The 25,413-nt window shown below is 37.0% G+C and carries 29 protein-coding genes and 2 riboswitches; of the genes, 6 read left to right on the top strand and 23 right to left on the bottom strand.

Annotated elements, in window-relative coordinates; genetic code table 11:
* Window positions 1-201: 201 nt before the first annotated feature.
* A complete protein-coding gene (locus tag ACFSTA_RS04305; protein WP_377555320.1) occupies window positions 202-1,407 on the bottom strand; it encodes an MFS transporter in 1,206 nt (401 codons plus the stop codon).
* Window positions 1,408-1,537: 130 nt separating this feature from the next.
* Between ACFSTA_RS04305 and ACFSTA_RS04300 the strand changes: the two genes are divergently transcribed.
* Window positions 1,538-2,344, top strand: coding sequence for a polysaccharide deacetylase family protein (locus ACFSTA_RS04300; RefSeq protein WP_377555319.1), 807 nt, complete (start codon window positions 1,538-1,540; stop codon window positions 2,342-2,344).
* A gap of 62 nt (window positions 2,345-2,406) precedes the next feature.
* Here ACFSTA_RS04300 and ACFSTA_RS04295 read toward each other — a convergent pair whose 3' ends face one another.
* From ACFSTA_RS04295 to ACFSTA_RS04275, 5 genes are all read right to left on the bottom strand, one after another.
* A complete protein-coding gene (locus ACFSTA_RS04295; RefSeq protein ID WP_377555318.1) occupies window positions 2,407-2,751 on the bottom strand; it encodes a helix-turn-helix domain-containing protein in 345 nt (114 codons plus the stop codon).
* 235 nt (window positions 2,752-2,986) lie between these two features.
* Window positions 2,987-3,814, bottom strand: coding sequence for a MetQ/NlpA family ABC transporter substrate-binding protein (locus ACFSTA_RS04290; RefSeq protein WP_377555317.1), 828 nt, complete (start codon window positions 3,812-3,814; stop codon window positions 2,987-2,989).
* Between the two features lie 28 nt (window positions 3,815-3,842).
* Window positions 3,843-4,508: a methionine ABC transporter permease gene (locus tag ACFSTA_RS04285; RefSeq protein WP_377555316.1), complete on the bottom strand. Its 666-nt coding sequence runs from the start codon at window positions 4,506-4,508 to the stop codon at window positions 3,843-3,845.
* Window positions 4,495-5,511: a methionine ABC transporter ATP-binding protein gene (locus ACFSTA_RS04280; protein ID WP_377555315.1), complete on the bottom strand. Its 1,017-nt coding sequence runs from the start codon at window positions 5,509-5,511 to the stop codon at window positions 4,495-4,497. The genes ACFSTA_RS04285 and ACFSTA_RS04280 overlap by 14 nt, the downstream gene beginning before the upstream one ends.
* A gap of 65 nt (window positions 5,512-5,576) precedes the next feature.
* A riboswitch (SAM riboswitch) is annotated at window positions 5,577-5,683 on the bottom strand.
* Window positions 5,684-5,800: 117 nt separating this feature from the next.
* Window positions 5,801-6,973, bottom strand: coding sequence for a pyridoxal phosphate-dependent aminotransferase (locus tag ACFSTA_RS04275; RefSeq protein ID WP_377555314.1), 1,173 nt, complete (start codon window positions 6,971-6,973; stop codon window positions 5,801-5,803).
* Between the two features lie 130 nt (window positions 6,974-7,103).
* Window positions 7,104-7,208: riboswitch (SAM riboswitch) on the top strand.
* Between the two features lie 74 nt (window positions 7,209-7,282).
* Between ACFSTA_RS04275 and ACFSTA_RS04270 the strand changes: the two genes are divergently transcribed.
* The gene (locus ACFSTA_RS04270) at window positions 7,283-8,383 is read left to right on the top strand and encodes an iron-containing alcohol dehydrogenase family protein (protein ID WP_377555313.1); all 1,101 of its coding nucleotides are present in this window, start codon (window positions 7,283-7,285) and stop codon (window positions 8,381-8,383) included.
* A gap of 1 nt (window position 8,384) precedes the next feature.
* The gene (locus tag ACFSTA_RS04265) at window positions 8,385-9,170 is read left to right on the top strand and encodes a carbon-nitrogen family hydrolase (protein ID WP_377555312.1); all 786 of its coding nucleotides are present in this window, start codon (window positions 8,385-8,387) and stop codon (window positions 9,168-9,170) included.
* Between the two features lie 60 nt (window positions 9,171-9,230).
* On the opposite strand, the gene abc-f is transcribed toward ACFSTA_RS04265, so the two are convergent.
* The 9 genes from abc-f to ACFSTA_RS04220 all read right to left on the bottom strand — a co-directional run bounded on the left by abc-f (window position 9,231) and on the right by ACFSTA_RS04220 (window position 16,384).
* The gene (gene abc-f, locus ACFSTA_RS04260; protein WP_377555311.1) at window positions 9,231-11,099 is read right to left on the bottom strand and encodes a ribosomal protection-like ABC-F family protein; all 1,869 of its coding nucleotides are present in this window, start codon (window positions 11,097-11,099) and stop codon (window positions 9,231-9,233) included.
* Between the two features lie 245 nt (window positions 11,100-11,344).
* Window positions 11,345-11,482 carry an RAxF-45 family protein gene (locus ACFSTA_RS04255; RefSeq protein WP_377555310.1) on the bottom strand — a complete coding sequence of 46 codons (138 nt, stop codon included), beginning with the start codon at window positions 11,480-11,482 and terminating at the stop codon, window positions 11,345-11,347.
* A 554-nt stretch (window positions 11,483-12,036) separates the two neighbouring features.
* The gene (locus ACFSTA_RS04250; RefSeq protein ID WP_377555309.1) at window positions 12,037-13,125 is read right to left on the bottom strand and encodes a metallophosphoesterase; all 1,089 of its coding nucleotides are present in this window, start codon (window positions 13,123-13,125) and stop codon (window positions 12,037-12,039) included.
* Window positions 13,118-14,074 carry a Gfo/Idh/MocA family protein gene (locus ACFSTA_RS04245; RefSeq protein WP_377555308.1) on the bottom strand — a complete coding sequence of 319 codons (957 nt, stop codon included), beginning with the start codon at window positions 14,072-14,074 and terminating at the stop codon, window positions 13,118-13,120. The genes ACFSTA_RS04250 and ACFSTA_RS04245 overlap by 8 nt, the downstream gene beginning before the upstream one ends.
* 54 nt (window positions 14,075-14,128) lie before the next feature.
* Window positions 14,129-14,368, bottom strand: coding sequence for a hypothetical protein (locus tag ACFSTA_RS04240; RefSeq protein ID WP_377555307.1), 240 nt, complete (start codon window positions 14,366-14,368; stop codon window positions 14,129-14,131).
* Between the two features lie 21 nt (window positions 14,369-14,389).
* Window positions 14,390-14,725, bottom strand: coding sequence for a hypothetical protein (locus ACFSTA_RS04235; protein ID WP_377555306.1), 336 nt, complete (start codon window positions 14,723-14,725; stop codon window positions 14,390-14,392).
* A 1-nt stretch (window position 14,726) separates the two neighbouring features.
* Complete coding sequence (locus ACFSTA_RS04230; RefSeq protein WP_377555305.1) at window positions 14,727-15,194, bottom strand: hypothetical protein; 468 nt, start codon at window positions 15,192-15,194, stop codon at window positions 14,727-14,729.
* 184 nt (window positions 15,195-15,378) lie between these two features.
* Window positions 15,379-16,071, bottom strand: coding sequence for an SRPBCC domain-containing protein (locus ACFSTA_RS04225; RefSeq protein ID WP_377555304.1), 693 nt, complete (start codon window positions 16,069-16,071; stop codon window positions 15,379-15,381).
* On the bottom strand, window positions 16,064-16,384 hold the full coding sequence (locus ACFSTA_RS04220) for an ArsR/SmtB family transcription factor (protein WP_377555303.1): 321 nt from the start codon (window positions 16,382-16,384) through the stop codon (window positions 16,064-16,066). Before ACFSTA_RS04220 ends, ACFSTA_RS04225 begins: the two co-directional genes overlap by 8 nt.
* 150 nt (window positions 16,385-16,534) lie before the next feature.
* Here ACFSTA_RS04220 and ACFSTA_RS04215 point away from each other — a divergent pair, with 150 nt between their 5' ends.
* Window positions 16,535-16,921 carry a YidH family protein gene (locus tag ACFSTA_RS04215; protein ID WP_377555302.1) on the top strand — a complete coding sequence of 129 codons (387 nt, stop codon included), beginning with the start codon at window positions 16,535-16,537 and terminating at the stop codon, window positions 16,919-16,921.
* Between the two features lie 47 nt (window positions 16,922-16,968).
* Here the strand turns inward: ACFSTA_RS04215 and ACFSTA_RS04210 are convergent, their stop codons facing one another.
* From ACFSTA_RS04210 to ACFSTA_RS04180, 7 genes are all read right to left on the bottom strand, one after another.
* The gene (locus ACFSTA_RS04210; protein ID WP_377555301.1) at window positions 16,969-17,325 is read right to left on the bottom strand and encodes a VOC family protein; all 357 of its coding nucleotides are present in this window, start codon (window positions 17,323-17,325) and stop codon (window positions 16,969-16,971) included.
* A 77-nt stretch (window positions 17,326-17,402) separates the two neighbouring features.
* The gene (locus tag ACFSTA_RS04205; protein WP_377555300.1) at window positions 17,403-18,059 is read right to left on the bottom strand and encodes an RNA polymerase sigma factor; all 657 of its coding nucleotides are present in this window, start codon (window positions 18,057-18,059) and stop codon (window positions 17,403-17,405) included.
* 154 nt (window positions 18,060-18,213) lie between these two features.
* On the bottom strand, window positions 18,214-18,612 hold the full coding sequence (gene spxA, locus ACFSTA_RS04200) for a transcriptional regulator SpxA (protein WP_377555299.1): 399 nt from the start codon (window positions 18,610-18,612) through the stop codon (window positions 18,214-18,216).
* Between the two features lie 240 nt (window positions 18,613-18,852).
* Entirely contained in the window at window positions 18,853-19,125 is a 273-nt protein-coding gene (locus ACFSTA_RS04195) for a hypothetical protein (RefSeq protein ID WP_377555298.1), read from the bottom strand.
* Window positions 19,126-19,557: 432 nt separating this feature from the next.
* The gene (locus ACFSTA_RS04190; protein ID WP_377555297.1) at window positions 19,558-21,429 is read right to left on the bottom strand and encodes a PTS fructose transporter subunit IIABC; all 1,872 of its coding nucleotides are present in this window, start codon (window positions 21,427-21,429) and stop codon (window positions 19,558-19,560) included.
* A 16-nt stretch (window positions 21,430-21,445) separates the two neighbouring features.
* Window positions 21,446-22,357 carry a 1-phosphofructokinase gene (gene pfkB, locus ACFSTA_RS04185; RefSeq protein WP_377555296.1) on the bottom strand — a complete coding sequence of 304 codons (912 nt, stop codon included), beginning with the start codon at window positions 22,355-22,357 and terminating at the stop codon, window positions 21,446-21,448.
* A complete protein-coding gene (locus ACFSTA_RS04180; protein ID WP_377555295.1) occupies window positions 22,354-23,106 on the bottom strand; it encodes a DeoR/GlpR family DNA-binding transcription regulator in 753 nt (250 codons plus the stop codon). The genes pfkB and ACFSTA_RS04180 overlap by 4 nt, the downstream gene beginning before the upstream one ends.
* Before the next feature lie 312 nt (window positions 23,107-23,418).
* Here ACFSTA_RS04180 and ACFSTA_RS04175 point away from each other — a divergent pair, with 312 nt between their 5' ends.
* Window positions 23,419-23,784: a PadR family transcriptional regulator gene (locus ACFSTA_RS04175; protein ID WP_377555294.1), complete on the top strand. Its 366-nt coding sequence runs from the start codon at window positions 23,419-23,421 to the stop codon at window positions 23,782-23,784.
* Window positions 23,777-24,526, top strand: coding sequence for an HAAS domain-containing protein (locus ACFSTA_RS04170; protein ID WP_377555293.1), 750 nt, complete (start codon window positions 23,777-23,779; stop codon window positions 24,524-24,526). The genes ACFSTA_RS04175 and ACFSTA_RS04170 overlap by 8 nt, the downstream gene beginning before the upstream one ends.
* Window positions 24,527-24,579: 53 nt before the next feature.
* Here the strand turns inward: ACFSTA_RS04170 and ACFSTA_RS04165 are convergent, their stop codons facing one another.
* Entirely contained in the window at window positions 24,580-25,413 is an 834-nt protein-coding gene (locus ACFSTA_RS04165; protein ID WP_377555292.1) for a class I SAM-dependent methyltransferase, read from the bottom strand.

The raw sequence follows: 25,413 nt of genomic DNA, 5'->3' as shown, positions 1-25,413 counted from the left end.
ATCTTTTTTCTCTCTATTTGGTCTTTCATCTCTGTTATGAACGACCGTTTGGATCTTTTTTCTCTTCATTCAGGCTTTCATCTCTGCTATGAACGACCGTTTGGATCTTTTTTCTCTTCATTCGGGCTTTCATCTCTGCTATGAACCACCGTTGGATCTTTCTTTGACGAAAATACTTTTGTCCCAGCCTTTTTCTGGCTGTTATTTTCCGGGAACGGGAATTCGACTATGAAACACAATCCATCCTATTCCTAACAAAATGAGTAAAAATCCAGCAACATAATAAACTGCTGATAAACTATAAAATTCCAAAATTATAAAGGATGCAAGTGGTCCTAAGGCAGCGCCAATGTCGACAGCTACCGTGTGGGCTGTCATGACTTTCACACTGTCCGTTTGCGATGCTGCTGATGTCGCTATGGTATCAGTCGTTGTTACGAACATCGTAGAAATGAGCTGAAAAATTAGCAGTGCAGCAAGTAACAAGACGATCGTTCGAATACTTCCTAATGCAATAAATAGGATTCCACCACCAAATAAGGGAATGAGTAAGATTTTCAGCAAAGAAGTCGATTTATCTAATATTCTTCCAAGTAAGGGAGCAAGAAACGGATCCCAGCTCCAGCGAATTGCTTGTACGATACCTGCGAGTGTTGCCGCACCAATTGTTACTTGTGATAATGTCCATTCATTTACATAAGCTCGCTCGATTAATGGACTCAGCGTGGAAGCGAACAAGCCAAAAACGATAAATCCCATTGCTATGCCAGTAAGTAACACCATTTGAACATAGGAGGAAAACCATTTGACTTTCTTTTCCTCCTGTTTATTCTGTTCATCTTCTGTGTTTTTCGCAACGGGAACTAAATACCAAACGATAGGAATCATGAACAACCCTATAACAGCAAACAATGTCGTTACAAAAGGAATGGAAGTTTGATCAACTAGAATTCCACCAGCTAGCATTCCTATCAAACCGCCAATTCCCCATAATCCGTTGTACAAACCTACATATTGGCCTCTATTATGATCCTCTGTAACATCAATAACAGTTAAAAAACCACCTAAACGAAGTAGCGACCAAGCTACGCCCCATAACGCTCTCATGAAAAGTAATAACCAAAATTGATGTAGAAACCCATAGGAAGCTGTCGTGATTACAGCTAGTACGATAGCTATAAAGACCCCGGTTCGCATTTGAAAATGCTTATAAAATAAGCCAACTAATGGGTTGATTGGCAAACGAATAAAACGGTTAATAGATAAAAGGATTCCGATCTGCCATATAGCTGTAAGTCCAAAATCCTGCCAATATAATGGTAATACAATAAATAACATAGCATCTCCCAATACCGCAACCGCTGTAATTAATGCTATTCCAACAACCCTTCTCTTCGTAGCTGACATCATTTCAATTCCCTTCCGTAAACAAAATTATTGCTATTTTACTAGTTTAGCATAATTAGGAGATTATATTTTACTAATAATTTCCTTTATCAAGGCAAAACTAAAACATATAAAAAAAGGAAGTGAATACATGCGAACGAACGTTTTGAAATTTTTTACCTATTTCTTACTCCTAACAGCCTTCCTTTTCGTTGGAAGTATGTCTGTTCCAGCACAACAGGATGAAATACCTCAGCCAGAAGGTGGACCAGAATTTACGGAGCGAATACGATACCCTGTTTCAAATATTATTTTGCAACAACGATATCCAGATACAATTGTATTAAGTGGTGATCAAACCGAAAATAAAATTGCGGTAACCTTTGATGATGGACCAGACCCTCGCTTTACTCCACAAATTTTAGATGTATTAGCTGAAAATAATGTTCCAGCAACTTTTTTTCTAATGGGGGCAAGAGCAGAAGCATATCCAGAGCTGGTAAATCGAATCATGGAAGAAGGTCATATCGTTGGCAACCATACATATTGGCATCCTAACCTAGTGGAAGAGGATGATATCGCAACCCTTGAAAATGAAGTAACCAGAACGGAAGACGCGTTAGCTGAGTTGATTGGCTACCGGACAAGCTTATTTCGTGCCCCTTATGGATTTTTATATAATGAATTAGTGGAAAAATTAGATGATCTGGATTATACAGTTGTTGGTTGGACTGTCGACTCATTGGATTGGCAGGAGGAACCTCCTGAAGAGATCACCAATAATGTAGTGAATAACATTCATCCCGGTGCAATTATCTTAATGCACGATGGCGCGGAGTGGGACTCAGATCGGACAAATACGATTGCGTCACTACAGCAAGTCATCACCGAATTGGCGGGACAGGGATATGAATTTGTAACTGTTCCTGAATTATTGGGGATTCCATACCAAAAATGAACAAAAATAGTGGCTATGAAAAAGAAAATGGAAGACTCTTTTTCACAGCCACCTATAACTAACTACTCCGCTTCTTTCAATAATCTTTTTGCTTTCACAAAAGCAATTGCATCCACTAACTCATCTTTACTAAGTTGACGATTATCAATAGTTAATGTATGTCTTTTTAAGTCACTTATATGCTGAAGATCTAGTGTTTGGTTTATTTCAACACCTTTAAGGAGATAGTCAATTGATACATCAAAAAAATTAGCTAACCTCAAAATGTGACGAACACTCGGCTCCTTCTTTTCCATCTCATAACTCCAAATAACACTTTTGGTAAAGCCAATTTGTTCTGCCATCTGATCCGGGGTAAGAGCTCTCTTCTCTCGCAATGCCTTTAATCGATTCCCAAATCCATTCATCTAATCACTCCGTAGTAAAACTAATAATTATTTTCTAAATATTCTATATTAATATTATCATATGTTTTACTTATGTCTATGGTTAAAAGTTTTCATCTTTTAACTTTTTTTCGTTCTCTAAGCACAAAGAATTCCTGCTAATGACATAGAAAAGGGATATACTTTAGTATGTGGCATGATTTACACCATAGTAAAAAAAAACGCCCCACAGGACGTTTTTTTAAAAAATAAACTATTATCTATTTAGCATCCATTGTGGTTTACCAAAGCCTTGGAATTGTTCATCAATGATCTGTTCGAATTCATCCGATTCAACCACTTCTTTAATATCCTTCACCCATTGTTTATCTAAATCATCTGTATTCACTACAACACGATTACGATAGTCATCTGGCATATCTTCTAATGCTAAAGCATCTAATAAATCCATATCTGCAGCAAGTGCAAAGTTACCTGGTACAGCAGATACATCTTCTGTTTCAACTAATCGTGGCAATTGCCCTGCCTCTACTTCTTCAAACTTAAGATTGTTAGGATTTTCTACAATATCTTTTACCGATGCTTTCAACGGATCAACTTCTTCACTAATTGTTATTAATCCTTCATCTTGCAGCATTACTAATGTTCTTGCAAGATTTGTCGGGTCGTTAGCAATTGTGATTTTACTGCCATCCTCTATAGCTCCTATACTGTCAAACTTATTGGAGTAAAGCCCCATTGGTGCTGTTGGTACAATGATTACTTCTGATAAATCCATGTCATTTTCTTCAGCAAATGCTTCATAGTAAATTTTGTGTTGGAAAAGGTTAACGTCAAGGTCACCATTATCAAGTGCATTGTTTGGCTGAATATAATCCGTATATTCCTGATTTTTCACTTCATAGCCCTTTTCTTCTAAAAGTGGTGCAATAGCCTTGGTTACCATATCACTATATGGACCAACTGTCGCACCAAATTGTATGGTCGTTTTTTCATCACCGCTTGCTTCTTCACCGTCTGACCCGCATGCTGCTAATACAGCAAGCAATAATACAGATAATAATACCAATATAAGTTTTTTCATTTTCTTAACACTCCTATTTTTATTTTTCCTAACGTTTATTCACAGCTTTCGCTATAAAGTCACCCAAATATTGAATAAATTGTACTAATACTATAAGAACAATAACGGTTGTAAACATCACGGTGTCATCATAACGGTAATACCCATACCTAATTGCTAAGTCACCAATACCTCCACCGCCAACTGTTCCCGCCATTGCAGAATACCCTATTAGACTAATTGCGGTAATTGTTAGCCCACTAATAAAGCCTGGCTTTGCTTCTGGGAAGATAATATCTTTAATAATCAACCACGGAGAAGCCCCTGCTGCAACTGCAGCCTCGATAACTCCTTTATCTATTTCTCGTGCAGCTGATTCTACGATTCTAGCATAGAAAGGGATAGCAGCAACGGAGAGGGAAACAGATGCTGCCAAAGGACCAGTCGTTGTATCTACTAACCATTTTGTAAAAGGTAGCAAGAAGACTAAAAGGATAATAAACGGAATCGATCGAATTAAATTAACAATGATACCAACAACTGATTTTACCCATCTATTTTCTAAAAAGAGCCCATGATCTGTCACATATAATAAGATTCCCATTGGCATACCAATCAGTAAAGCTACTAGTAAGCCAATCCCTACCATCAATAAGGTTTCGAAAAATGCTTGATTTAATTCTGGTAACAAACTAACAATACTATTTAGATACATGTTTGATCACCTCCACTTGCTTCAATCTATCTTGAAGGTAACTAATTGCTCTTTGTATCTCCACTTGTTCTCCGATAACCTCCATTATAAAAATACCTAGTGGCTTCTCCCTTATGTATTCCACTTTCCCATGAAGGATATTGCCTTTCACCTTGTGATTTTGAAGCATATCTGAGACCACTGACTCCCCTGCTTGCTCTCCTCTAAATTGTAACCTGACCAGTGTTCCAGAACAGTTTTCTAATAGCTTTGCTGGTAATTGGAAATCTAAAACCGTTTGAATAAATTCTTTCGTCAAATCCTCCTTTGGGTTTGCAAATATTTCATATGACGGTCCTTCTTCCACTACCTTTCCATCCTGCATAACTGCACAGCGATCACAAACTTCTTTTACTATTTCCATCTCGTGGGTAATAATAACAATTGTAATCCCTAGTTCATCATTAATCTTCTTCAACAACGATAGGATCGATTTTGTTGTGCTAGGATCTAATGCAGAGGTCGCTTCGTCACATAGCAAAACTTTTGGACTATTCGCTAACGCTCTTGCAATACTTACTCGTTGTTTCTGTCCACCACTTAACTGTGAAGGATATTGGTTCGCTTTATCTGCTAAACCAACTAAAGATAGTAACTCTAGCACTCTTTCTTCCCTTTTTGCTCGGTCCACCCCTGCAGCTTTCAAGGCAAAGGCGACATTTTCAAATACCGTTTTGGACGAAACTAAGTAAAACCCTTGAAATATCATACCAATGGATTGTCTAGCTTCCCGTAACCTTTTACCAGAAAGCTCCAAAAGGTCGACACCATCTACAATCACTTTTCCTGATGTAGGCCGTTCAAGTATGTTAATACATCGTAGTAAGGTGCTTTTTCCAGCTCCACTATACCCAACAATTCCGTATATTTCCCCTTTTTCAATGGACAAGGAGACATTGTCTACCCCTACAACTCTACTAGACTTTGATTCATATACCTTTTCAATACTTTCTAAGGTGATCATCGTTATCACACTCCATTAAAAAAACCCTCTTTCAATCTGAAAGAGGGCACAAAATTTTACAATAAGCCTTATCTTTCAGAATGTAATCATTCTGCAGGAGGTAGCACCACTCCATATAGGAAGGTTGCTGTGACTTCGTCGGGCCTGTTCCCTCGGTCACTCTTGATAAGTTAATTTAATTTTTCACTTTAAATGTTAGGACTTATATTAATCTTCAAAAACCAATTTGTCAATGCATTTTTATACATTAATTAAAATATTTATTTGGTAGCGTTTTCTTATGTTTACTCTAAAAAAGGTTTAATTTTGCAATTCGGTCAGCAGCTTCCACTAATCTTTCTTCACTTTCTAGTAGACCAACACGTAAATACCCTTCACCATGGGGACCGAATCCATTACCAGGTGCCGTTACGACATGCGCTTTTTCCAGTAAGAGATTTGCAAACTCTTCTGATGAATACCCCTTTGGAACTGGTAACCATGCAAAAAATGTTCCTTTAGGTGCCTCCACCTTCCATCCAATCTCATTTAATCGGTCAATAAATCGGTCTCTTCTCCCTTGATAGATTTGTACTAACTCTTCCACGGATTTTTGGTCTCCTAAAAGTGCCTCAGCAGCAGCTTTCTGAATTCCACCAAATAAACTAACGTATAAATGGTCTTGAATCAAATTAATACTTTCTATTACCGAACGATTGCCAACTGCAAAGGCAACTCTCCAGCCTGCCATGTTATAGGTTTTTGATAATGTATAAAATTCTACCCCAATTTCTTTGGCTCCTTCTGACTGTAGAAAACTCTGTGGTTTTTCTCCATCAAAACCAATCGCACCATATGCAAGATCATGTGCTACACAAATATTGTAACGATTTGCTAGTTCAACCGTCTCATCAAAGAACGCTTTTGTAGCAGTAGCTGATGTTGGGTTATTTGGGTAATTCAAAAACATTACCTTTGCTTGCTCTAAAGTTTGTTCATCCAGCATTGCATAATCCGGCAAAAAGGCATTCTCCTTCAATAAAGGCATCAAAGCTGTTTTTGCATTAGCTAAGGCAATACCAGACATATAATCCGGGTATCCAGGATCTGGCAAAAGTGCCAAATCCCCACGATTAAGCAAGCACTGACTCAACTCAACCAAACCTGTTTTAGCACCAAATAAAATAGCAACTTCTGTTTTCGGATCAATGTCAACTTCATACTCTCGTTTGTAAAACTCGGAAATAGCTTCTTTTAAGAAGAAATGCCCTTGGAATGGCGAATATTTATGGAAATCTGGGTTGGAAGCAGCCTGTTTTAATTGATCAACAATATGTGGAGGTGTTGGTAAATCAGGATTTCCTTGACCAAGATTGATAATATCATGACCTTCTTTTGCTAATGTTTGTACGTTTGAAACTAACTTAGCAAAAAACTGTTCTGGTAGTCGCTTTAATAAATCGGACTGCTCAAATTCTTGCATTGCTATCACACTCCTTAAGAACGATGAAATTCTAGTTATCTATAATAGCTACATGCTTCCGTTTTGTAAAGTTATTTTTTACCTTGACAGAAAATATATCGAGTGCAATAATTGTCACAACTATATCAAACTCTTATCAAGAGAAGGTGGAGGGAATGGCCCTATGAAGCCCGGCAACCGGTAATGTATGCATTACACGGTGCTAAATCCTGCAGTGCTACTGCAAAGATAAGAGGAAGAGCCGAGCGTATGATACCTCTTCCTTTTGGGAAGAGGTTTTTTTATTTAACGATATGGGAGGAGTCGTATATGCAAACACTAGAAGTGAAAGGTGCACCCAATCATTATGTATGTCATCAAGGCGTACTGAAAACATTACCTACTAGATTAAAAGAAAATCAGCTTACGAAGGGCATTCTTCTACATGGTAGAAAATCATGGGAAGCTGCTAAGTCCTATTTTCCTCATTTTGATATACCCGTAATGAATGTACTTTATGACGGAGAGTGCACCTATGAGGAGGTACAACGAGTAAGTGAATTTACTACTGATCATGGTGCAGATTTTGTTTTAGCAGTTGGTGGTGGAAAAATAATGGATATTGCGAAAGCGGTTGGAAACACTGTTAACTTACCAGTTATCCTAGTACCAACATTAGCTTCTAACTGTGCCGCATGGACGCCATTAAGTGTTTTCTATGATCAGAAAGGAAACTTTTTAACGTATGATGTTTTTTCCTATAGCACATTTATGGTTCTTGTTGAACCAGACATCTTGATTGATTCACCCGTTGCATTTATGCGAGCTGGGATTGGAGATACGATCGCCAAATGGTATGAGGCAGATGTCCTAACGCGTCATATGACACCAAAACCTATCGCAGTTGAGATTGCCATTCACGCAGCTAAACTATGTCGTGATGTACTATTAGAAGAGGGAACCGTGGCAATTACTGCAATGAAGGCGAAGCAAGTTACTCCTTCATTTGTTCGAGTAATCGAAACCATCATTATGTCAGGTGGGATGGTTGGTAGTTATGGTGATAAATATGGCAGAATAGCCGGAGCACATTCTATTCATAATGGAATAACAACGATTCCAGAAACACATGTATACATGCACGGGGAAAAAGTAGCATATGGTGTATTAGTTCAGATCGCTTTAGAAAATCGATTTAATGAAATCGATTTTCTATTGCCATACTATCATGAACTAGCATTACCAACTTCGCTTTCGGAATTAGGTATTACGGAAAATACGGATAAAACCATTCAACTGATCGCAAATGCCTCCACTAAATCCGGGGAATCCATACATTTGATGGGAGTCTCGAATGCTAGCGAATTAACCCAAGCAATGCAATTATTGGAAGAGCATGTAACGAAAAAACGCTTAGCCAAGGAGGGATAATATGGGATTGAAAATAGCCTTGTTACAAATTGATATTACTTTTGGAAGTCCCACGGAAAATTATAGACACGTTGAAAAGTTGTTCACTAACCTGAATCAAGTCGACACTGTTGTTCTTCCAGAATTATGGACCACCGGCTATGATTTGACACGATTGGATGAAATTGCTGACGAGAATGGGAAGGATTCGTTTGCATTCATTAGTAATCTCGCCAAAAAATATAATGTAAATATTGTGGCAGGTTCGGTTGCTAAAAAGCTACCAGACTCAAATGTGACAAATACGCTATTCATTGTGAACCGTAATGGGGAATTGGTAAAAGAGTATAGTAAAGCACATCTATTTCGCTTAATGGATGAGGAAAAGCACTTGGTTGAAGGACATGAAAATGGACTTTTTGAATTAGAAGAGCATTTTAGTGCCGGTGTTATTTGTTATGATATTCGCTTTCCCGAATGGATTCGTACTCATATGCTTGAAAACACTAAAATATTATATGTTGTTGCGGAATGGCCGAAACCTCGTATTGACCACTGGCGAGCATTATTGATTAGTAGAGCGATTGAGAATCAATGCTTTGTTGTTGCTTGTAACCGCGTTGGATCCGATCCTAATAACGAATTTGGTGGACACTCTATTATTGTAGGTCCATGGGGTGAGATAATTTGTGAAGCAGATAATGAAGAGACAATCCTTTACGGAGAAATTGATATAGATCAAGTGGAAAAAGTACGAAAAACGATTCCTATATTCAGTGATCGTCGCCCTGATATATATAAACTATAAACTTCATTTTAAAATTGTTATGACTCCAGTACCCGTACTGGAGTCATTGTCTATACATAATTACCCATGTAGCTGTTCATATAAATGTTCCCATTTTAATTCAAGTTGTTCTTTTTCTTCGTACAACGCCTGCAACTGCTCTACATTTTTAATGGCTTCTAGTTTACATTCTAGATCCATAATCTGTTGTTCTACTGTTTCCATTTCCACTTCCGGGTTGGGTTCCTTCCTACGTGGTTCTTTTCGCTTGCTCGTTTGGAGACGATGGCTTTTCTTTATCGAAACTTTTTCTTGACTTGTTTTCATTTCCTCCATATTATCCCTTGCCCAGGAATAATCACCATCAAAACCATGGATTCTTTTGGAATCGATCCAATATATCTTTCCAAATAACTTATTTAGAAAATAACGGTCATGAGAGACGGCTAGAATCGTACCATTATAATCCGCTAGCACTTCTTCCAAGACTTCACGTGACTCGATATCTAAATGGTTTGTTGGCTCATCTAACACTAGAAAGTTAATGTCTTGATACATCAGCTGAGCCAATCGTAACCTCATCTTTTCGCCACCACTTAGCTGGGATACTTTTTGAAAGACATTCGGACCATAAAACAAGAATCTTGCTAGTATATTCCTAGCTTCCCCTTCCGCAACTGCGACATACTTTCGAAATGCCTCAATAATAGTTTCTTCTTCTGTTCCGACAAAAACATGCTGTGACAAATAGCCGATTTTCACATTACTACCTACCCTCACTTCTCCTTCATCTGGTTTTAATTCCTGTAAAATCAGTTTAATTAACGTCGATTTGCCGGTTCCATTTTCCCCAATTACAGCTACTCTTTGTTGGTAGGAAATTTGCATTGTTGCATCTGTAAAGAGTACTTGCTGACCGAAACTCTTAGAAACCTCTTTAAGCATAACGACATCATTTCCGCTTCGATCTGTAGCTTCCATATTCAGGTTCATTTTCTTTTGATTTAGCACCGGTCGATCCAGCTTTTTCATCCTTTCTATAGCTCTTTCCATATTTCTCGCTCGCTTATGCAGCCCTTCATTTGGTGGATTCGCTCGATTCGCCCAATCTTTTAACCTCTTTATTGCTTCTTTCATTTTTTTAATTTTCTTTTGTTGCTCCTCATAGGCTTGAAATTCCCTAAGAAGTCGCTCCTCTTTTTCTTTGATAAATCCGGTAAAGTTTGTGTGATAGCATTCAAGTTTTCCATCTTCTAAATCTAATATTTTCGTTACTACCTCGTCTAAGAAGTAGCGATCATGAGATACTACCAAAACGGTTCCTCGATACTCTTTCAAAAAACCTCCAAGCCATTCGACAGCCAATAAATCTAAATGATTTGTTGGCTCATCTAAAATTAAAAAGTCCGGATTCTTAAGAAGAATTAAAGCCAGCCCCACCTTTGTCTGCTCTCCACCACTTAATGTTGAAATTTTTTGCTCTAACAGATGAGTCATATTTAACCCAAAAGCAACTTTATCCAAACTGGAATCTATTTCATATCCACCTTCTCTTGTAAAATAATCTTGGTGAGTGCCATAACTCGTTACAAGCTTTTGTAAAGCCTCTGGATCTCCTTCGTAACTCATTTCAGCTTCAAGTTTCTTCATTTTATCTTTTGCATCTAATAAATCCGAAAAAGCGGTAAACAAAACTTCTTTTGTCGTGACTTCTTTATGATAGTTTGGTATTTGCTTAAGATATCCAATTCCTAACCCTTTCTTCCAGTGAATCTGTCCATGATCCGGTGTTTCCTCCCCTGCCAATAACCGGAGAAGAGTCGTTTTACCTCCACCATTTTGACCAACTAAACCAATCCGTTCTCCTTCTTTCACTTCAAAAGAAATATCTTCAAAGATGGAATTTCCTCCATACATTTTAGCTATTTGATTAACACTACAAGTTATCACTGTAAAGTCCTCCTTTTAATGGAACACAAAAAAGCCATGAAGAGAATACACCTCTCCCATGGCTATTTGTACTTTTATCATAAAATGGTATAAGAAAGCTCGGCTATTGCCAAGCCTTTTTGGCAATAGACTTAGTTGCACTTATGCAACATAAGAAAGCTTATACTTTCTTATCTGCCAAAAAAAGGAGAGCATGAAATGCCCTCCCTCTTCTTTCATAATATAACGTGGGTTTAGAGATATTTTCACTGTTTTAGATTTGCTATTAAGTTGTTAAAAAAGGGCATACGTATCCCGCCATCAACTAAAACAGCAAATTTTGCACGGTTAAAATATAGGATCTCCAGCCAGAAACCGTGCACTAAAACAGTATGATTTAACATCTCTTCCCACCTCCGCTTCCAATATATTCCCTTACATTGTAATATGTACCTTGATTTTTTTCAAGTTTTTTCGTATTTTCTAAAATCTCTCTTCGCATCGCTTATAGTATTTGATAGAAAATGTGCATTAACTTTGAAACGTTTTTCTCCCTTAATCTTATTGAATCGAGAGTGCTACAAAACCGCTCTGGCAGAACACTTCGCTAGTGGTGATTTTCTGATTTAAGATTGGTTTTATCATAATATCAGCGACCTTTAGATTTCTTCTGAATTGACCTCTATTCTAGCGGAAGAAATACACGTAGACTCCGGCGGGAGGAAAGGCATCGGTGAGACCCCACAGAACGGAGTTCGAGGAGGCTCACCAGCCGCCCGCGGAAAGCGAAGTGTATTTCTGGAGCGAGATTTGATGCAGTAAATTTAATCTCGGATTTCACCACGTTTTTCATATTAAGTTATGGCGCAGTTTATATAAATTACTCATTAAGATTCATTACCCAAAAAGGTAATAATATTTTAGAAAACATCCTATCTAATAGATTCAAAGTATTAGTTCACCCCATGATTGTTTTAGGTATCCAGCCTACTTCGCCATTCATTCTTTTTATTAACGCATATCCAGCACATGCATTATTAACAACCGACACTTCTTCTCCTTTGGTTACAGATAGAAATGTTGTACTAAGGTCTCCCTTTGAGCTAATGGTATCATCTTCAACGGATATAAATTCATTTTTTATCCACTGTTGAATTCCTAGATTACGATTTTCACAAAGCGTAAAATATTCCTCTTCAAGGACTAATTTTAATTCGTAATTCGGATAAGTTACCGTACCCACTCTTCCCGTTGTATCAACATGATCCTTTTGAATAATTGCTTTATCCGTTAGCTCGTCAACATACGTATAGGAATAATTTTCATTTTCAATTATTAGGGCATTAAGCTGTCCATCTCTTTTTATTTGATTTCCGCCATCTAGTGCGATTATTCGCTTATCAAGATTAATCACCGGGTTGTTCGAGCTTATTTGCTGGGCTCTGTAATTAACTACTGGCCAGTGTCCGACAATTACAGTTTGATCTGCTTGGTGTTCCTTTTCGTAAAACGCTGGTGCCGACAGAGCAAAGGACTCTTCGGTATCCCGCCAGTTTACTATATTACTAATACCTGCATGAATAATAATATGATTCTCTGTTTCATAAGCATGTGGTAGTGATTCCAGCCAATCAATTTCATTTTGAAAATGTTCCCGATATAATGTTACTAATTCTTGTACATTAGCGAAATCATCAATTGTTTTTCCATGCTCCTGGATCATTTCATTCAAAACGGAATGCCGTTGTTTCTTCATATAAGAGATAATCCCCTCTACACCGTCAAAAACATATCGGAATACTACGTCACAATTTCCTTTGGTTACAAAAACTTTGTCCGATTGATTTGATAATTCACGTACATATGCTACAACCTCTAAGCTATTAGGGCCTTTCTCACAAAGGTCACCATTAACAAATAAGTAATCTTCTTCGGTATAATTCACTTTGTCTAGCAGTTCTTTAAATAACGTTACATTGGCATGTATATCAGAAATTACTATCATTCGCTTGGAATAATCGATTTCTATATTTAGTACGTTAATCATTTTTCCCCAATATTCCTTCCAGTACTTGTTGAACGTCAAACCCTTTATCAAAAGTAATGAGATGTGAAGGCTCACCTGCTATAGCCTTAACCAATTCATCGATTAACCCTGGCTGTGTATTGTCTCTTTCCACTACATTAACAGCTTCCTCTTTTATTGAGGTGTAAGTAAGCTGTCCCCAATTCAATAAAGATAGAACTCCATTGCTACCATAAACCTCATAAGCCAATTCTTCTTTTTTACCAATACCACTTATACCATTAATTAATATCGGTGTTCCATCTTCTAATTCCATTCGGGCAATAACCCCTGTTTCACATGCCTTTTTATTTTCTGGATAATCGATATGTGATTGAATATGAGTTACGTTTCCAAATAATTGCTGTGTTAGCTGGATAAAATGTGGGGTGATCTCGCGTATAAACCCACCTTGTTCACGCCCTGCAATCCAATCATTTTGCTGCCAGCTTCTCGGCCAATCTGGAAATTTCATCGTTAGTTCAATCCGTTTGAGCGTACCAATTTTTTCTTTTTGTATATTCTCAGCTAACATTTCAGTTGTGTTAGTATATGGTAATGGAAAATTAATCGCATGAACGACGTCAACTGATTGTGCTTTTTCTTGCATTTCCTTTGCCTCTTGAAACGAATTTGCAAGTGGCTTTTCGCATAGTATATGTTTACCCGCATCCATGACATCCATTGCAATTTGATGGTGAAATTTAGGTGGAACGGCAACATAGATTAGATCTACACATTCATCAGCAATTAGTTGTTGATAATCTTCATACATCTTAACGTCTGTTAAAATCTCCTTCATCTCTTCCATCCGCTTCACATTCACATCACTTATGGCCGTAATTTGAGTTGCAGTATGTGCATGAAATTGTTTTAGTAACCTTTCTCCAATAGCACCTAATCCGATAATTCCTACGTTTACTGTTTTCATTATTTTTTTCCTTTCATTCTACGTGTGGGAAGTTCCCATGTCGCAATTGTATTTTTACCTTAAATCTTCTTCATATATGACTTCTCTATTTTCATCCAGTCCTCTAATTGTTAACGCCAAATAGTCATGCTTCTCTTCATTCCAATGAAATAAAAACATGCGATGATCTTCAAGTGGATTTGACAATGTTTGTATATCCTCTTCTGGTATAACATCGTCCCAACCGTACCCTTCAGTCACATCTAATTCTACTTCCGTTATTTCTGGATCTGTCACAATACCATAGTACTTCATAAGCATAAGCTCCTCATTAATCTAGGAACCTGACCATGTGTGGGTAAGACTCTTATCTTTTTCAATTTCAAATCCACCAACCTGACTTCCTGGTTGCCAAAAAACACCTGCATGGTTCAAAACGGTATTGGCAGAAAACCAATCTTTATATTTTGCTAGATATATGCGAGCTTCCCCAAAGTCTACTTCCTCTACTATCTCCGAGGGGCCGTAATAAAAGGTTCGCTCTGATTGTTCATGGGCTTTTATTGGTGACAGGTGATAGTAATTTAAATAAGGAGAATCTTTCACCAGAAAAAAGAGCAAGACAATTGCTAATGCCCACTCGAGGGTTGCTATTAGTTTTTTCTTACGCACACTAATCCCCCTCCTCTATTAACATAATGTCTGTTTGAAACGACCTATCATACCAATTGAAATCTAGTATAACTTTATCCAATGTTTCAGGAATTGGCTCATAATCCATACGTATAATAGCCCCCCATGAGTTTCCGGATGAACTGCCACCGTTGAATAGATACGTGTTCCCTTGTTCATCTTTCAACTCCAAAGCGTTATCGGGAAAAGACCATCCAGGTTCATACGTAAGTACTTCATAGATTAATTCCGTTCTATCTTCTGTACGTACTAAATGCTTAAACTTGATGATATCCTGATCCAATTGAACCTCTTTGTCTAAATCATAAATCATAGCATTTCCTGATTCGACTTGCTCTCTAGTTTCTTTAGGGATATCGCTTCCTAAATCTGTTAACAACGTAAAGATATTCGGAAGTAACATAATGAAGGCTATCACAATAATAATCCGCCGAATCCACTTCCCCATTTTAACACCTGCTTCTTCACTTTTTCTGTTAATTAATTCTATTTTAACAAATTGACTACTATAATCGAAGAGAAACTCAAAGAAACGGTATTGGAATTGTTCCAATACCGCTCTTAATCACTAGGAAATGAAGCATTTCCTTCATCTATTATTCTACTATTCTATTATGTCCATTCCATAGTCTTTAATATGATACCGGGTAACCAACAATCATACACTCTACGTCCATTTGTTGATCATTTCTTCTCACGGTTAATAATACCGGCTTATTTATTTCTTTTGTATTTATGATTGTTTCTAAAGCATCATACCCATTTACTGATTCACCATCTATTGCTGTTATTACATCGCCTAAAAGGATTCCTGCACTTTCTGCAGGGGAATTTTCTCCAACCTTTACAACTTTACTTCCATGTGAATGTGTTGTGTGCATGATCCCAATCCAGGTCCGCCACATCTGTGAGCGAATATCTTGATCCTCTTCATATACACTTTTTAAGTTTCGTAGGAATTGATACGTACCGAAGAGCATATTTTCTTTTGCCGCTTCGCCATCTTCACCACTAAATTCTACTTGGTATGAAATAGATACGCGAACACCATTATCCATTTGCTGCAATGTCGTAATCGTTTTAAAATCCCCACTCTCACTCTCCAGCACGAAATGATTCATTTCATCAATTTCCGTATAGATTCCAGATGATGTTACACCCCAACCGTGATTTAATTCACCATACCCACCTATTCGAAAATCAACTTCCGCGTCCTTGGTGTACCATCGATTTAAGTGTTCTGGCTTAGTTAGTGCGTCCCACACTTTTTCCAATGGCGCATTGACAACAATGTCTCGTTTTACTACGTTCTTCGTTTTACTCAAGTTTTTCCTCTCCCTTTTCCACATATTCTTTTAAGCTTGTTAACTGATGGTCAAGTAAGTCTCCGATGTCATGAAGCATCTCTTCATATGCCGTTTTCAGCATGAAAGAGTCCAAACGATATACCCGATATTTCCCATGAATTTGTTCTGTAATTATCTGTTCATCCAGTAGGATCTTTAAATGCTTTTTTATTGCAGGCTGTGAAATGTCAAACGCTCTTACAAGTTCTTTTTGTGTTTTTTCCCCATTTTTAAGCATGTGCAAAATTTTCCGTCTTGTTGGATCACCTAATGAACGATAAATATCAGGCATATACATTCCTCACTTCTTCATATAACCTTTTGGTTATGTTTAATTTACACATAATTCTGGTGATTGTCAACCAAAAAAATAATTTGGATAAAAACGTGCAGGATATGGAAAATAAGACAGGGGAGTCATCCTAAAAGAGAGTGGTATTCAATGGGAAAAAATGATTCAAAGCATTCTAATAATCAAACATTGGATTTCAAATACATCCAACAGCACCTTGCCAATGAACGAACGTTTTTAGCATGGATTCGAACCGCAATCGCTATTATGGGAGTAGGATTTCTTGTTACTAATCTACATTTCACTTCAACAAATTCAGCGTTACCTTCCATGAGCAACTTTTTAGTAACCTTAATCGGCTTCTCGTCTGTCGTATTGGGAGTATTCACCATCCTATTAGCCATATTTGGATACATAAGGAAATTGCATTCGATCAATAATCAAAGCTTCCAAACAGCAAAAATATCGCTCATCTTAATTAGTATTTGTATGATCCTTGTTGCTATCTTATTTGCAGTGTATATCATATTGCTTTAGCTCAATAAAAAGCCCTAGAACATTCATAAATTCTAGGACTTACTGCATTATTCTTTACTTGTACAAGCTAATAGCATATTTCCCTCTGGATCATAGAAGTGACAACCTCTCATGGAACCTCCAAAATTTTCAATGTCACCTACTTTGGCTCCCTTTTCTTTCAAAGTTTGCTGTGTTTTTTCCACATCCATAGTCTCAAAAAAGAAAACAGAATAAGGTAGAGGTGTGATTTTCTCAACCTGTGCTTGTAGCAGAATTAAAGGCGGACCATCTAGATCAAATTCAAGAAATCCTTCTCCTTCTACCTTTACATCAAACCCAAAAATATTTTTGTACCATTCTTTTGAGTTTTCAAAGTCTACTAAATGAATAAAACAGCAGTCAATTCGGTTTTTGACAAGCATTATTATTCCCCTTTCTATCTATATTCACTTAAGAAACGAATAAGTTATCGAAATGGATGCGCAAAAAGTGAAAAAATTTATGAATGAATAATTCCAATCCTATTTCCTTCTGGATCATGTATGGTGAACCAGTTTTTATTTCTGTTAAAATGAATCTGAAAGCCATTATTTATAATATTTTTGTACGCTATACTAATCAATGTAGGGTCATTATCTTTCATTGCTTCTTGAAATGCCTTTATTAATTCTAATGGTGTTGACTCCCTAACTATTTTTCGATGGCGATTCTGTATATTTTTTCTTCCACGATGTAATGTTGACTTTACTGCACTAATTGTTGAGTTTATCATTTCTGCAGTTTCTCTTGAGGTATATTTAAAAACATCCATAAGTAAAATAACGACAGCTTGTTTTGGAGGTAATGAAGAAGCAAAATCTTCGATCACTTCATGAAGTACGGTAGGATCTGCATCTTCTGTGCTTAATTCCATGACCTTTTTTTCATCTATGTCTAGGTCCACTTTTCTTTTGCGGCAAAAATCGATCCAGGTCGTTGAGGCTACTCTGAACATATATGCTTTGGGATTTGGGTGATGCAATAGTTTATCCTTATGATCGAAGGTTTTAATCATTGTTTCTTGAAATAAGTCTTCCGCATCCCAAGGTGTTCCTGTTAGCATTTTACAATAATTTGTTAAATCTTGACGGTATTTTTCTATTATTCGCTCAAACATATTAACACCTCTTTTATGTAACTATACTAAATGACGCCATGTTTGAATACTACTTATTAGCGTTAGAGGTTGAGCAATTCTAGGCGATTATAAGTACATAGAAAAAGAGACTCAGCTAAAGATCTTTTCTTCACCGAGTCTCTTTCATTGTTATCTATAAATTAACGATTTTTTGAGCTTCTTGTAATTGGATTGTACGAACAGATCTGGGTAAAAAGCTACGTATCTCATCTTCGTTGTAACCTACTTGTAGACGTTTTTCATCAAGTATAATAGGTCTTTTTATGATTGTAGGATTTTTTTGGATAAGGCTATATAAATCACTTATGGATAACTGATCAATATTTACATCTATCTCTTGAAACACCTTGGAACGTGTTGAAATAATTTCATCTGTTCCATCCTCAGTCAGGCGAAGGATTTCTTTAATCTCGTCTAAGGTTAATGGATCAGAAATAATATTTCGTTCTGTAAACGGGATATTATATTCTTGTAGCCATGCTTTTGCTTTCCTACAAGATGTACAGCTTGGTGTAATAAAAAGTTTTACCATTGCCCGTTCCTCCTTATCTTTTGCCGAAAAAGTACTTAATCTATCTAAAAAACTGATGAAACTCTTTGTATCGAGAATCATGTGTAATGGAAAGCTATATTATTAATTGATATATCTTTAATTAAAGATAATTTTATTACAAATATTGCTTTCAGTCAACCTACTACGCGACTAGGTCATTAGGAATTAATATAGCCTATGAAGAGAAAACCTCACTAATTTGAAGTTTCCCTTCTTCCCTTATAATACATCGTTATTATTTTGATGTGCTTCTTGAACTTGTTGACGAATATCATGTAACTCTTCATATGCCTGTTGAAATTGTGGATTCTCGGTAGCTTCTATCCCAGCCTGTTCACTTGCGTTTTGCAATATCTCGTCTGCTTGCAGAAGTAGTTCATTTGCTTGATGTATAAGTTCGGGGTCTGACCCCTGTGCTTCCAAAACGGCTCGTTGAGCATCTTTTATTTGCTTACTTGCCTGCTGTAATTGTTGATGTAGATTATGTGACATATTTACCTCCCATAATTTTGGTTGAATTATAGGAGTATTTTGCCTTAGATTTTTGGGATTATGTATGTAGACTGCATTTAGATCGCTTTTCCACCACCAAACGTGCGTTTTGCATTTGATGATGTTGTGAAATCCTAAAATCACCGGATATGATTTATATTCTCCTTTCTTTTCCGCTTTCAGATAGTAATACAATATCATATTTAAAATGGTAAAACATGGTGCAAATGTATCTTTGTTTTTAACTTTTTTCCTCCTAAAGTACTGATTTACAGGTGCAGTAGATTATATTCGATCATAAAACAATATCTACTAGTATTATTCCGATTATCCTTCCTCTTTTTCATAAAAAACCCCTTCCACACCAAATGTAGAAGGGGTTCCTATTCTAATTTATAACCTAGCAATTTTTCATTCAGAGATTTTGGTGACTTACTTTAAATCCTTCTTCAAAATCCCCAACATAGCTGCTGTTATTATCGCACCAATCACAACCGCTAATAGATAAAACAATGGATTTCCTTCAATTATTGGGAGTACGAATATGCCACCGTGTGGTGCTGGTAACCCAATTCCGAATAACATGGAAAGCGCTCCGGCTACCGCTGAACCGGCAACAACAGACGGAATTACTCGTCCTGGATCAGCTGCTGCAAATGGAATAGCACCTTCCGTTATGAAGGATGCACCCATAATGAAGTTAGTTTTTCCTGCATCTCTTTCTTGCTTCGTGAATTTTCTAGAGAATAAAACAGTAGCTAATGCGATTCCAAGTGGAGGAACCATTCCCCCTGCCATGATGGCAGCATGTGGTCCGAGAATGCCATCTGCGATCATAGCAATACCAAATGTATAAGCAGCTTTGTTAATTGGCCCACCCATATCGATTGCCATCATTCCTCCTAGGATTAACCCAAGTATTACCGCATTTCCTGTTCCCATACCTGATAACCAATCACTTAACAGTGAATTAAATCCACCTACTGGTTTTTCAACAACAAAGAACATAATCATACCTGTTATAAAAATACTTAATAACGGATACAGTAAAACAGCTTTAATACCTTCCAGTGATTGTGGTAAATTTTTCAATAACTCTTTCAACCCTACAACAATATATCCGGCTAAGAAACCAGCAATAATACCACCAATAAATCCAGAATCACCTTGTGCTGCCATAAATCCACCGACCATACCTGGTGCTAAACCTGGTCGATCCGCTATACTCATGGCGATAAAACCTGCTAAGACAGGAATCATTAATCCAAATGCATTTCCGCCACCAATGGTATTCAGCGCCTCAGCAAATTTGTTATATCCTTCTTTTCCAGGTATATGTGACTCAATTCCAAACAAGAATCCGATTGCTATTAATATACCACCACCTACAACAAATGGAAGCATGTTCGAAACACCGTTCATTAAGTGTTTATAAAATGCGTTTTGTCCTTTACCTCCTTCAATAGAGGAATCAGATGATTTTTCTCCACCTCGATAAATAGGTGCACTACCACTTATAATTTTGTTAATAAGTTCTTCTGGCTTACGAATTCCATCAGCTACTGCAGTTTGAATTACCGGCTTGCCATTAAAACGGTCCATATCAACCTTTGTATCAGCAGCTACTATAATCCCATCTGCTTCCTTGATTTCCTTATCAGTAAGGACGTTTTTTGCTCCACCTGAACCACGTGTTTCAACTTTAATATCTACACCTATTTCTTTCGCTTTTGCTTTTAGAGCATCTGCTGCCATGTAGGTGTGGGCAATTCCTGTTGGACATGCTGTTACGGCCAGGATTTTTTTGCCTTTTACTACTTCTGCACTTCCTTCCTCATCCTCTAATCTTTCTTTTTCCTTTTGATCGATTAGTGATAAAATTTCCTCCGCAGAAGTAGCATCTAATAATTGTTGTCTAAATGATACATCCATTAACATGGAAGATAATCTAGCTAGTGAATCTAAATGATCATTATTCGCACCTTCACTTGCCGCGATCATAAAGAATAAATGACTCGGCTGTTGATCTAGTGCTCCGTAGTCCACACCTGTTTTCGATTTTCCGAATACAATCGCAGGAGTTTTTACCGCATTTGTTTTTGCATGGGGGATTGCTACACCTTCCCCAATTCCTGTTGTCCCTTGTTCTTCTCTTGCCCAAATTGCTTTTTTGAATTCTTCTTTGTCTTTTAATCTACTAGCAGCGTCTAGTTTTTCTACTAGTTCATCGATAACATCTGACTTAGATGAAGCTTGTAAGTCGACGATGATTGTGTCTTGTTTTAGTAATTCTGTAATTTTCATCTCGTTTTCCTCCCCTTTACTCCGTAATTAAAACCTTTGACACCAATTTCTCCACTTCGGAATTTTTACATAGGTCATTCGAAAATGCTGTTGCGCTTCCAGATGCTACACCGTATTTAAATGCTTTTAAGAAGTTATGTTCGTTTATATAGGATGCAAGGAACCCACCTACTAATGAGTCTCCAGCACCTACAGAACTTTTTAACGTCCCGATTGGATTTTCGGCTTCTGCAGTGTGTTGATTGTTTATAAACACCGCACCTTCACTTCCCATGGAGACTATTACATTTGTTGCACCTAATTGAATAAGCTCCTTCGCACCTTCCATTGCTTCTTGTTTGGTATTGATTTCCACTCCTAATATTTCGCTTAGTTCGGCTTGATTCGGTTTGATTAAGAATGGACGATATTTCAATAATTTTTTTAATGAGCGATTTGGTATATCCAGAACAAGTGATACACCTTTTTCACTACAAATGGACGATAATGTTTCGTAAAAATCAAATGAGATAGACGGAGGTAAGCTGCCAGAAAGAACGAAGTAATCATTTTCATTCAATTGTTTTACCTTGTCTATGAGTTGGTTTTGCTCATCCACAGATATTGTAGCTCCACTACCATTAACTTCTGTTTCTCCATCCATAGTTTTTATTTTCATATTCATCCGAGTTGGTTCATTATGGATGACAAAATCAGTTTTAACTCCTTCTTCATGTAGCTTTTCAAGGATGAAAGTCCCCGTGAATCCTCCAATAAACCCTAATGCGATAGAGTCTACATCTAAGTTCCTTAGGACACGTGAAACATTGATTCCTTTCCCCCCCGGGTAAAACGCTGTATTCTCCACACGATTTAGGGATCCGAGATCTAGTTGTTTGGTTTCAATTTGATAGTCGACAGATGGATTCAATGTGCATGTATATATCATTTTTCTACAACCTCAATACTTGTTTTTTCTCTAAAGTCTGTTAAAGTTTCTTGATCTGTTTCATTTGTAATAATAACGGCATCCTCAAGTTCAGCAATTTTTGTAAATGTCACTTCGTGAAACTTCGTATGATCGGCCAATGCATAAACTTGTTGACCTTGCTTGATAGCTATTTCTTTTAATGCTGCCTCTTCAGGATCTGGCGTTGTATAACCATAATTCAGATGAATGCCATTGATCCCAATAAAGGTTTTATCAAATCGGAATTTCCGTAAGCTTTCAATGGCTAATTGTCCGATTAATGCTTCCGTTCTCGGTTTAACGAAGCCTCCTAGTAGATACGTATGAATTCCTCTTTCTAGTAAGGGCTTTAAGTGATTCGGACCATTCGTTACAACGGTAATGTCCTTTGCTTTTATATATGGAATCATTTGATATGTCGTTGTACCCGCATCTAAATAAATACAGTCGTTATCTTTTATGAGACTTGCTGCATATTTAGCAACTAGTTTCTTTTCAGATAGGTTTTTTGTTGATTTTTCCAAAACACTTGGCTCTTCCCTTTTCTGATGTAAAAGGGATGCCCCACCATGCACTCGTTTTAATTTGTTTTTCTTTTCTAATTCACTTAGATCACGACGTATCGTTGATTCGGATGAATGTAACTCCTCAACTAGCTCATGGATTCGCACTATATTGTTTTGCTCTAATAATTGTAGGATGATTCGATGTCTTTCTGCTGTTATCAATTACAACACCTCCATTAATAGTTCAGCTATGGATGTTAATGCATCTATATTTTGTTCCAGATCTTACTTACATAATATATAAAACGCTTCCAACAGTCAATCATAAACAATCATTTTCTTTCATAGTTAATCATAAACAATCAAAAATAATCACTAGGTGCCTGTCACCGGTCGAGTTTTGTCGAATGGTTGGAGTGAGTTTTATCTTGTATTACAAGGTATTATTTTGTATACTTGGAGTATATCTTGTATTGCAAGGTATATATTTCGGTCATTACCCTTGTATTACAAGGCATGTAAAGAGGTGAACGCTTGGTGTCAACGACTCAGATGCTTAAAGGTATTTTGGATGGATGTTTGTTAGCAATTATTAAAGATAAAGAGGTTTATGGTTACGAGCTTGCTGAAAAGCTTGAAGGATATGGGTTTGATTCCTTTAGCGAAGGCACAATTTATCCATTGCTCATGCGTATGCAGAAAGAAGAATTGGTAACTGCTTCTTTAAAAAAGTCGACTGCTGGTCCAAGAAGAAAATATTATTCCCTTACGCCAAAGGGAGAAAAAGAGTTAGAAAAGTTCAAGGAACGGTGGAGTTATTTAGAGACTAATGTGAATCGCGTGTTGAAAAACGAATCACATACATCAACACTATTAAAGGGGGAAGTTTTCGATGAATAATGAAGTAAACCTATCTGATAAAAGTAAAAGATTTCTAGATGACTTACGTATCTATTTATTTTCAAGTGGTAAAAAATCAGAGGAAATTGATGAAATAGCTACTGAACTTGAAATTCACCTTGCAGAAGCAGAGAAAAATGGTAAACCTATTGAAAAAATAATAGGCAATTCACCTAAAGAGTATATGCAAATGGTATCTAATGAAATGGTAATCGATTATCGTGCATGGGTGAAGTATATTTTTATTATCATCATTGGTTCTTTTTCTTTTGCTATTTATCGAGGTCTGTTGGAGGGAACACTATCCTATTCGATACTAGAGATCATCGGACATTCTTTCATTGTACTAGTATCATTGGGTATACTATTTGGTGCCTTTAAATATGTATCAGGTAACAATTTTTCAACGGTAAAGCAAATTTTAATATTAACTATTCCTGGTGGATTACCAATTATATTATTTCTTGGTTTAATATTTGCCAATCAAGTAGTTGAAACTCCAACAATTGACTTCGGGGTCCTAGGCACTATTATTATTACTAGCTTGATTACACTGTTCTTAATCGGCGTTTCCATTTGGGCGAGGACCCCGATCATAATTATTATGATAGCTCTAGTAATCATTCCTGAATATTTGTTATCATTTACAGCATTCCGAATAGACACACAAGCAATTATCAGTTCCATCCTAACATTCATCGGAATAGGTATCTTTTTAGCACTCTCATTGAGGAAAAAATAATGTCGGAATGTCGGTGCCAGGCACCTGTAAAAATATTACAGGTGCCTGGCACTTTACCGAGCTGTAAAGGTAAATGTTGATAGGGGTTTCATTTCTTGTTTTTGGATGTGGTCTTTCAGTATGGATACTTCAGATTTAATGAGTGATGCTAATTTCTCTGGCATGTCATTAAGGTGATTCAATTCTGTTTCAAATTCAGATAGAACTTGTCCGACTTCCCATTCGCCATCTTGAAGTTTAGGGGAGTAAATTGAATCCTCGTTTTCTATTTTCCACCCGGCCTCTGATGCTAGTTTTCTAATATCACTTGGTGTGAAAAGAGTTCGTACATTTGCCTCACTAGTTTGTTTGAAAGACTCATATTGCGCTTGTATGAGGACCGCCAATACATGTGGATATTGCTCAATCGTATTAATATTCGTATCCCACTCTGCGAAACATAGCTGTTTTCCCCATTTTCTTATCTTCTTTAAGATGGATAAAAGCGCTTCATGTGATTCTAAATACCACGAGCAATGAGATAGGACAATATAATCAAAGGAATTGATGGGAAATTCTACTTCTGATGCTAATATATCTATCTCAAACTCCATTTTAACTTGTTTCCCTAGCGCTGATCGCATAATATAATCCGCTGATTCACCTAATGTAATAGGCGCACCATATGCCCGGGAGCCAATATCCACCCCATGCACAAAGCCATTTTCCTTAACAAAATGTGCTAGTACTGCCGTCGTATCACCTTGTCCACAACCTATTTCTAATACTCTAGCACCAGCTTTTACCCCCCAAAATTCAGCAAGTTTTACACGGTGTTCCGTTTGTATTCGTTGTATATCAGACATATCATTATTTGACGCCATACATGTAACAATCTCATCAACCAT

It is taken from the genome of Ornithinibacillus salinisoli, assembly GCF_042684965.1.
Lineage (GTDB): Bacteria > Bacillota > Bacilli > Bacillales > Amphibacillaceae > Ornithinibacillus > Ornithinibacillus salinisoli.
The sequence above is the reverse complement of the archived record's forward strand: the minus strand, read 5'-3'. Positions and strand labels throughout refer to the sequence as shown.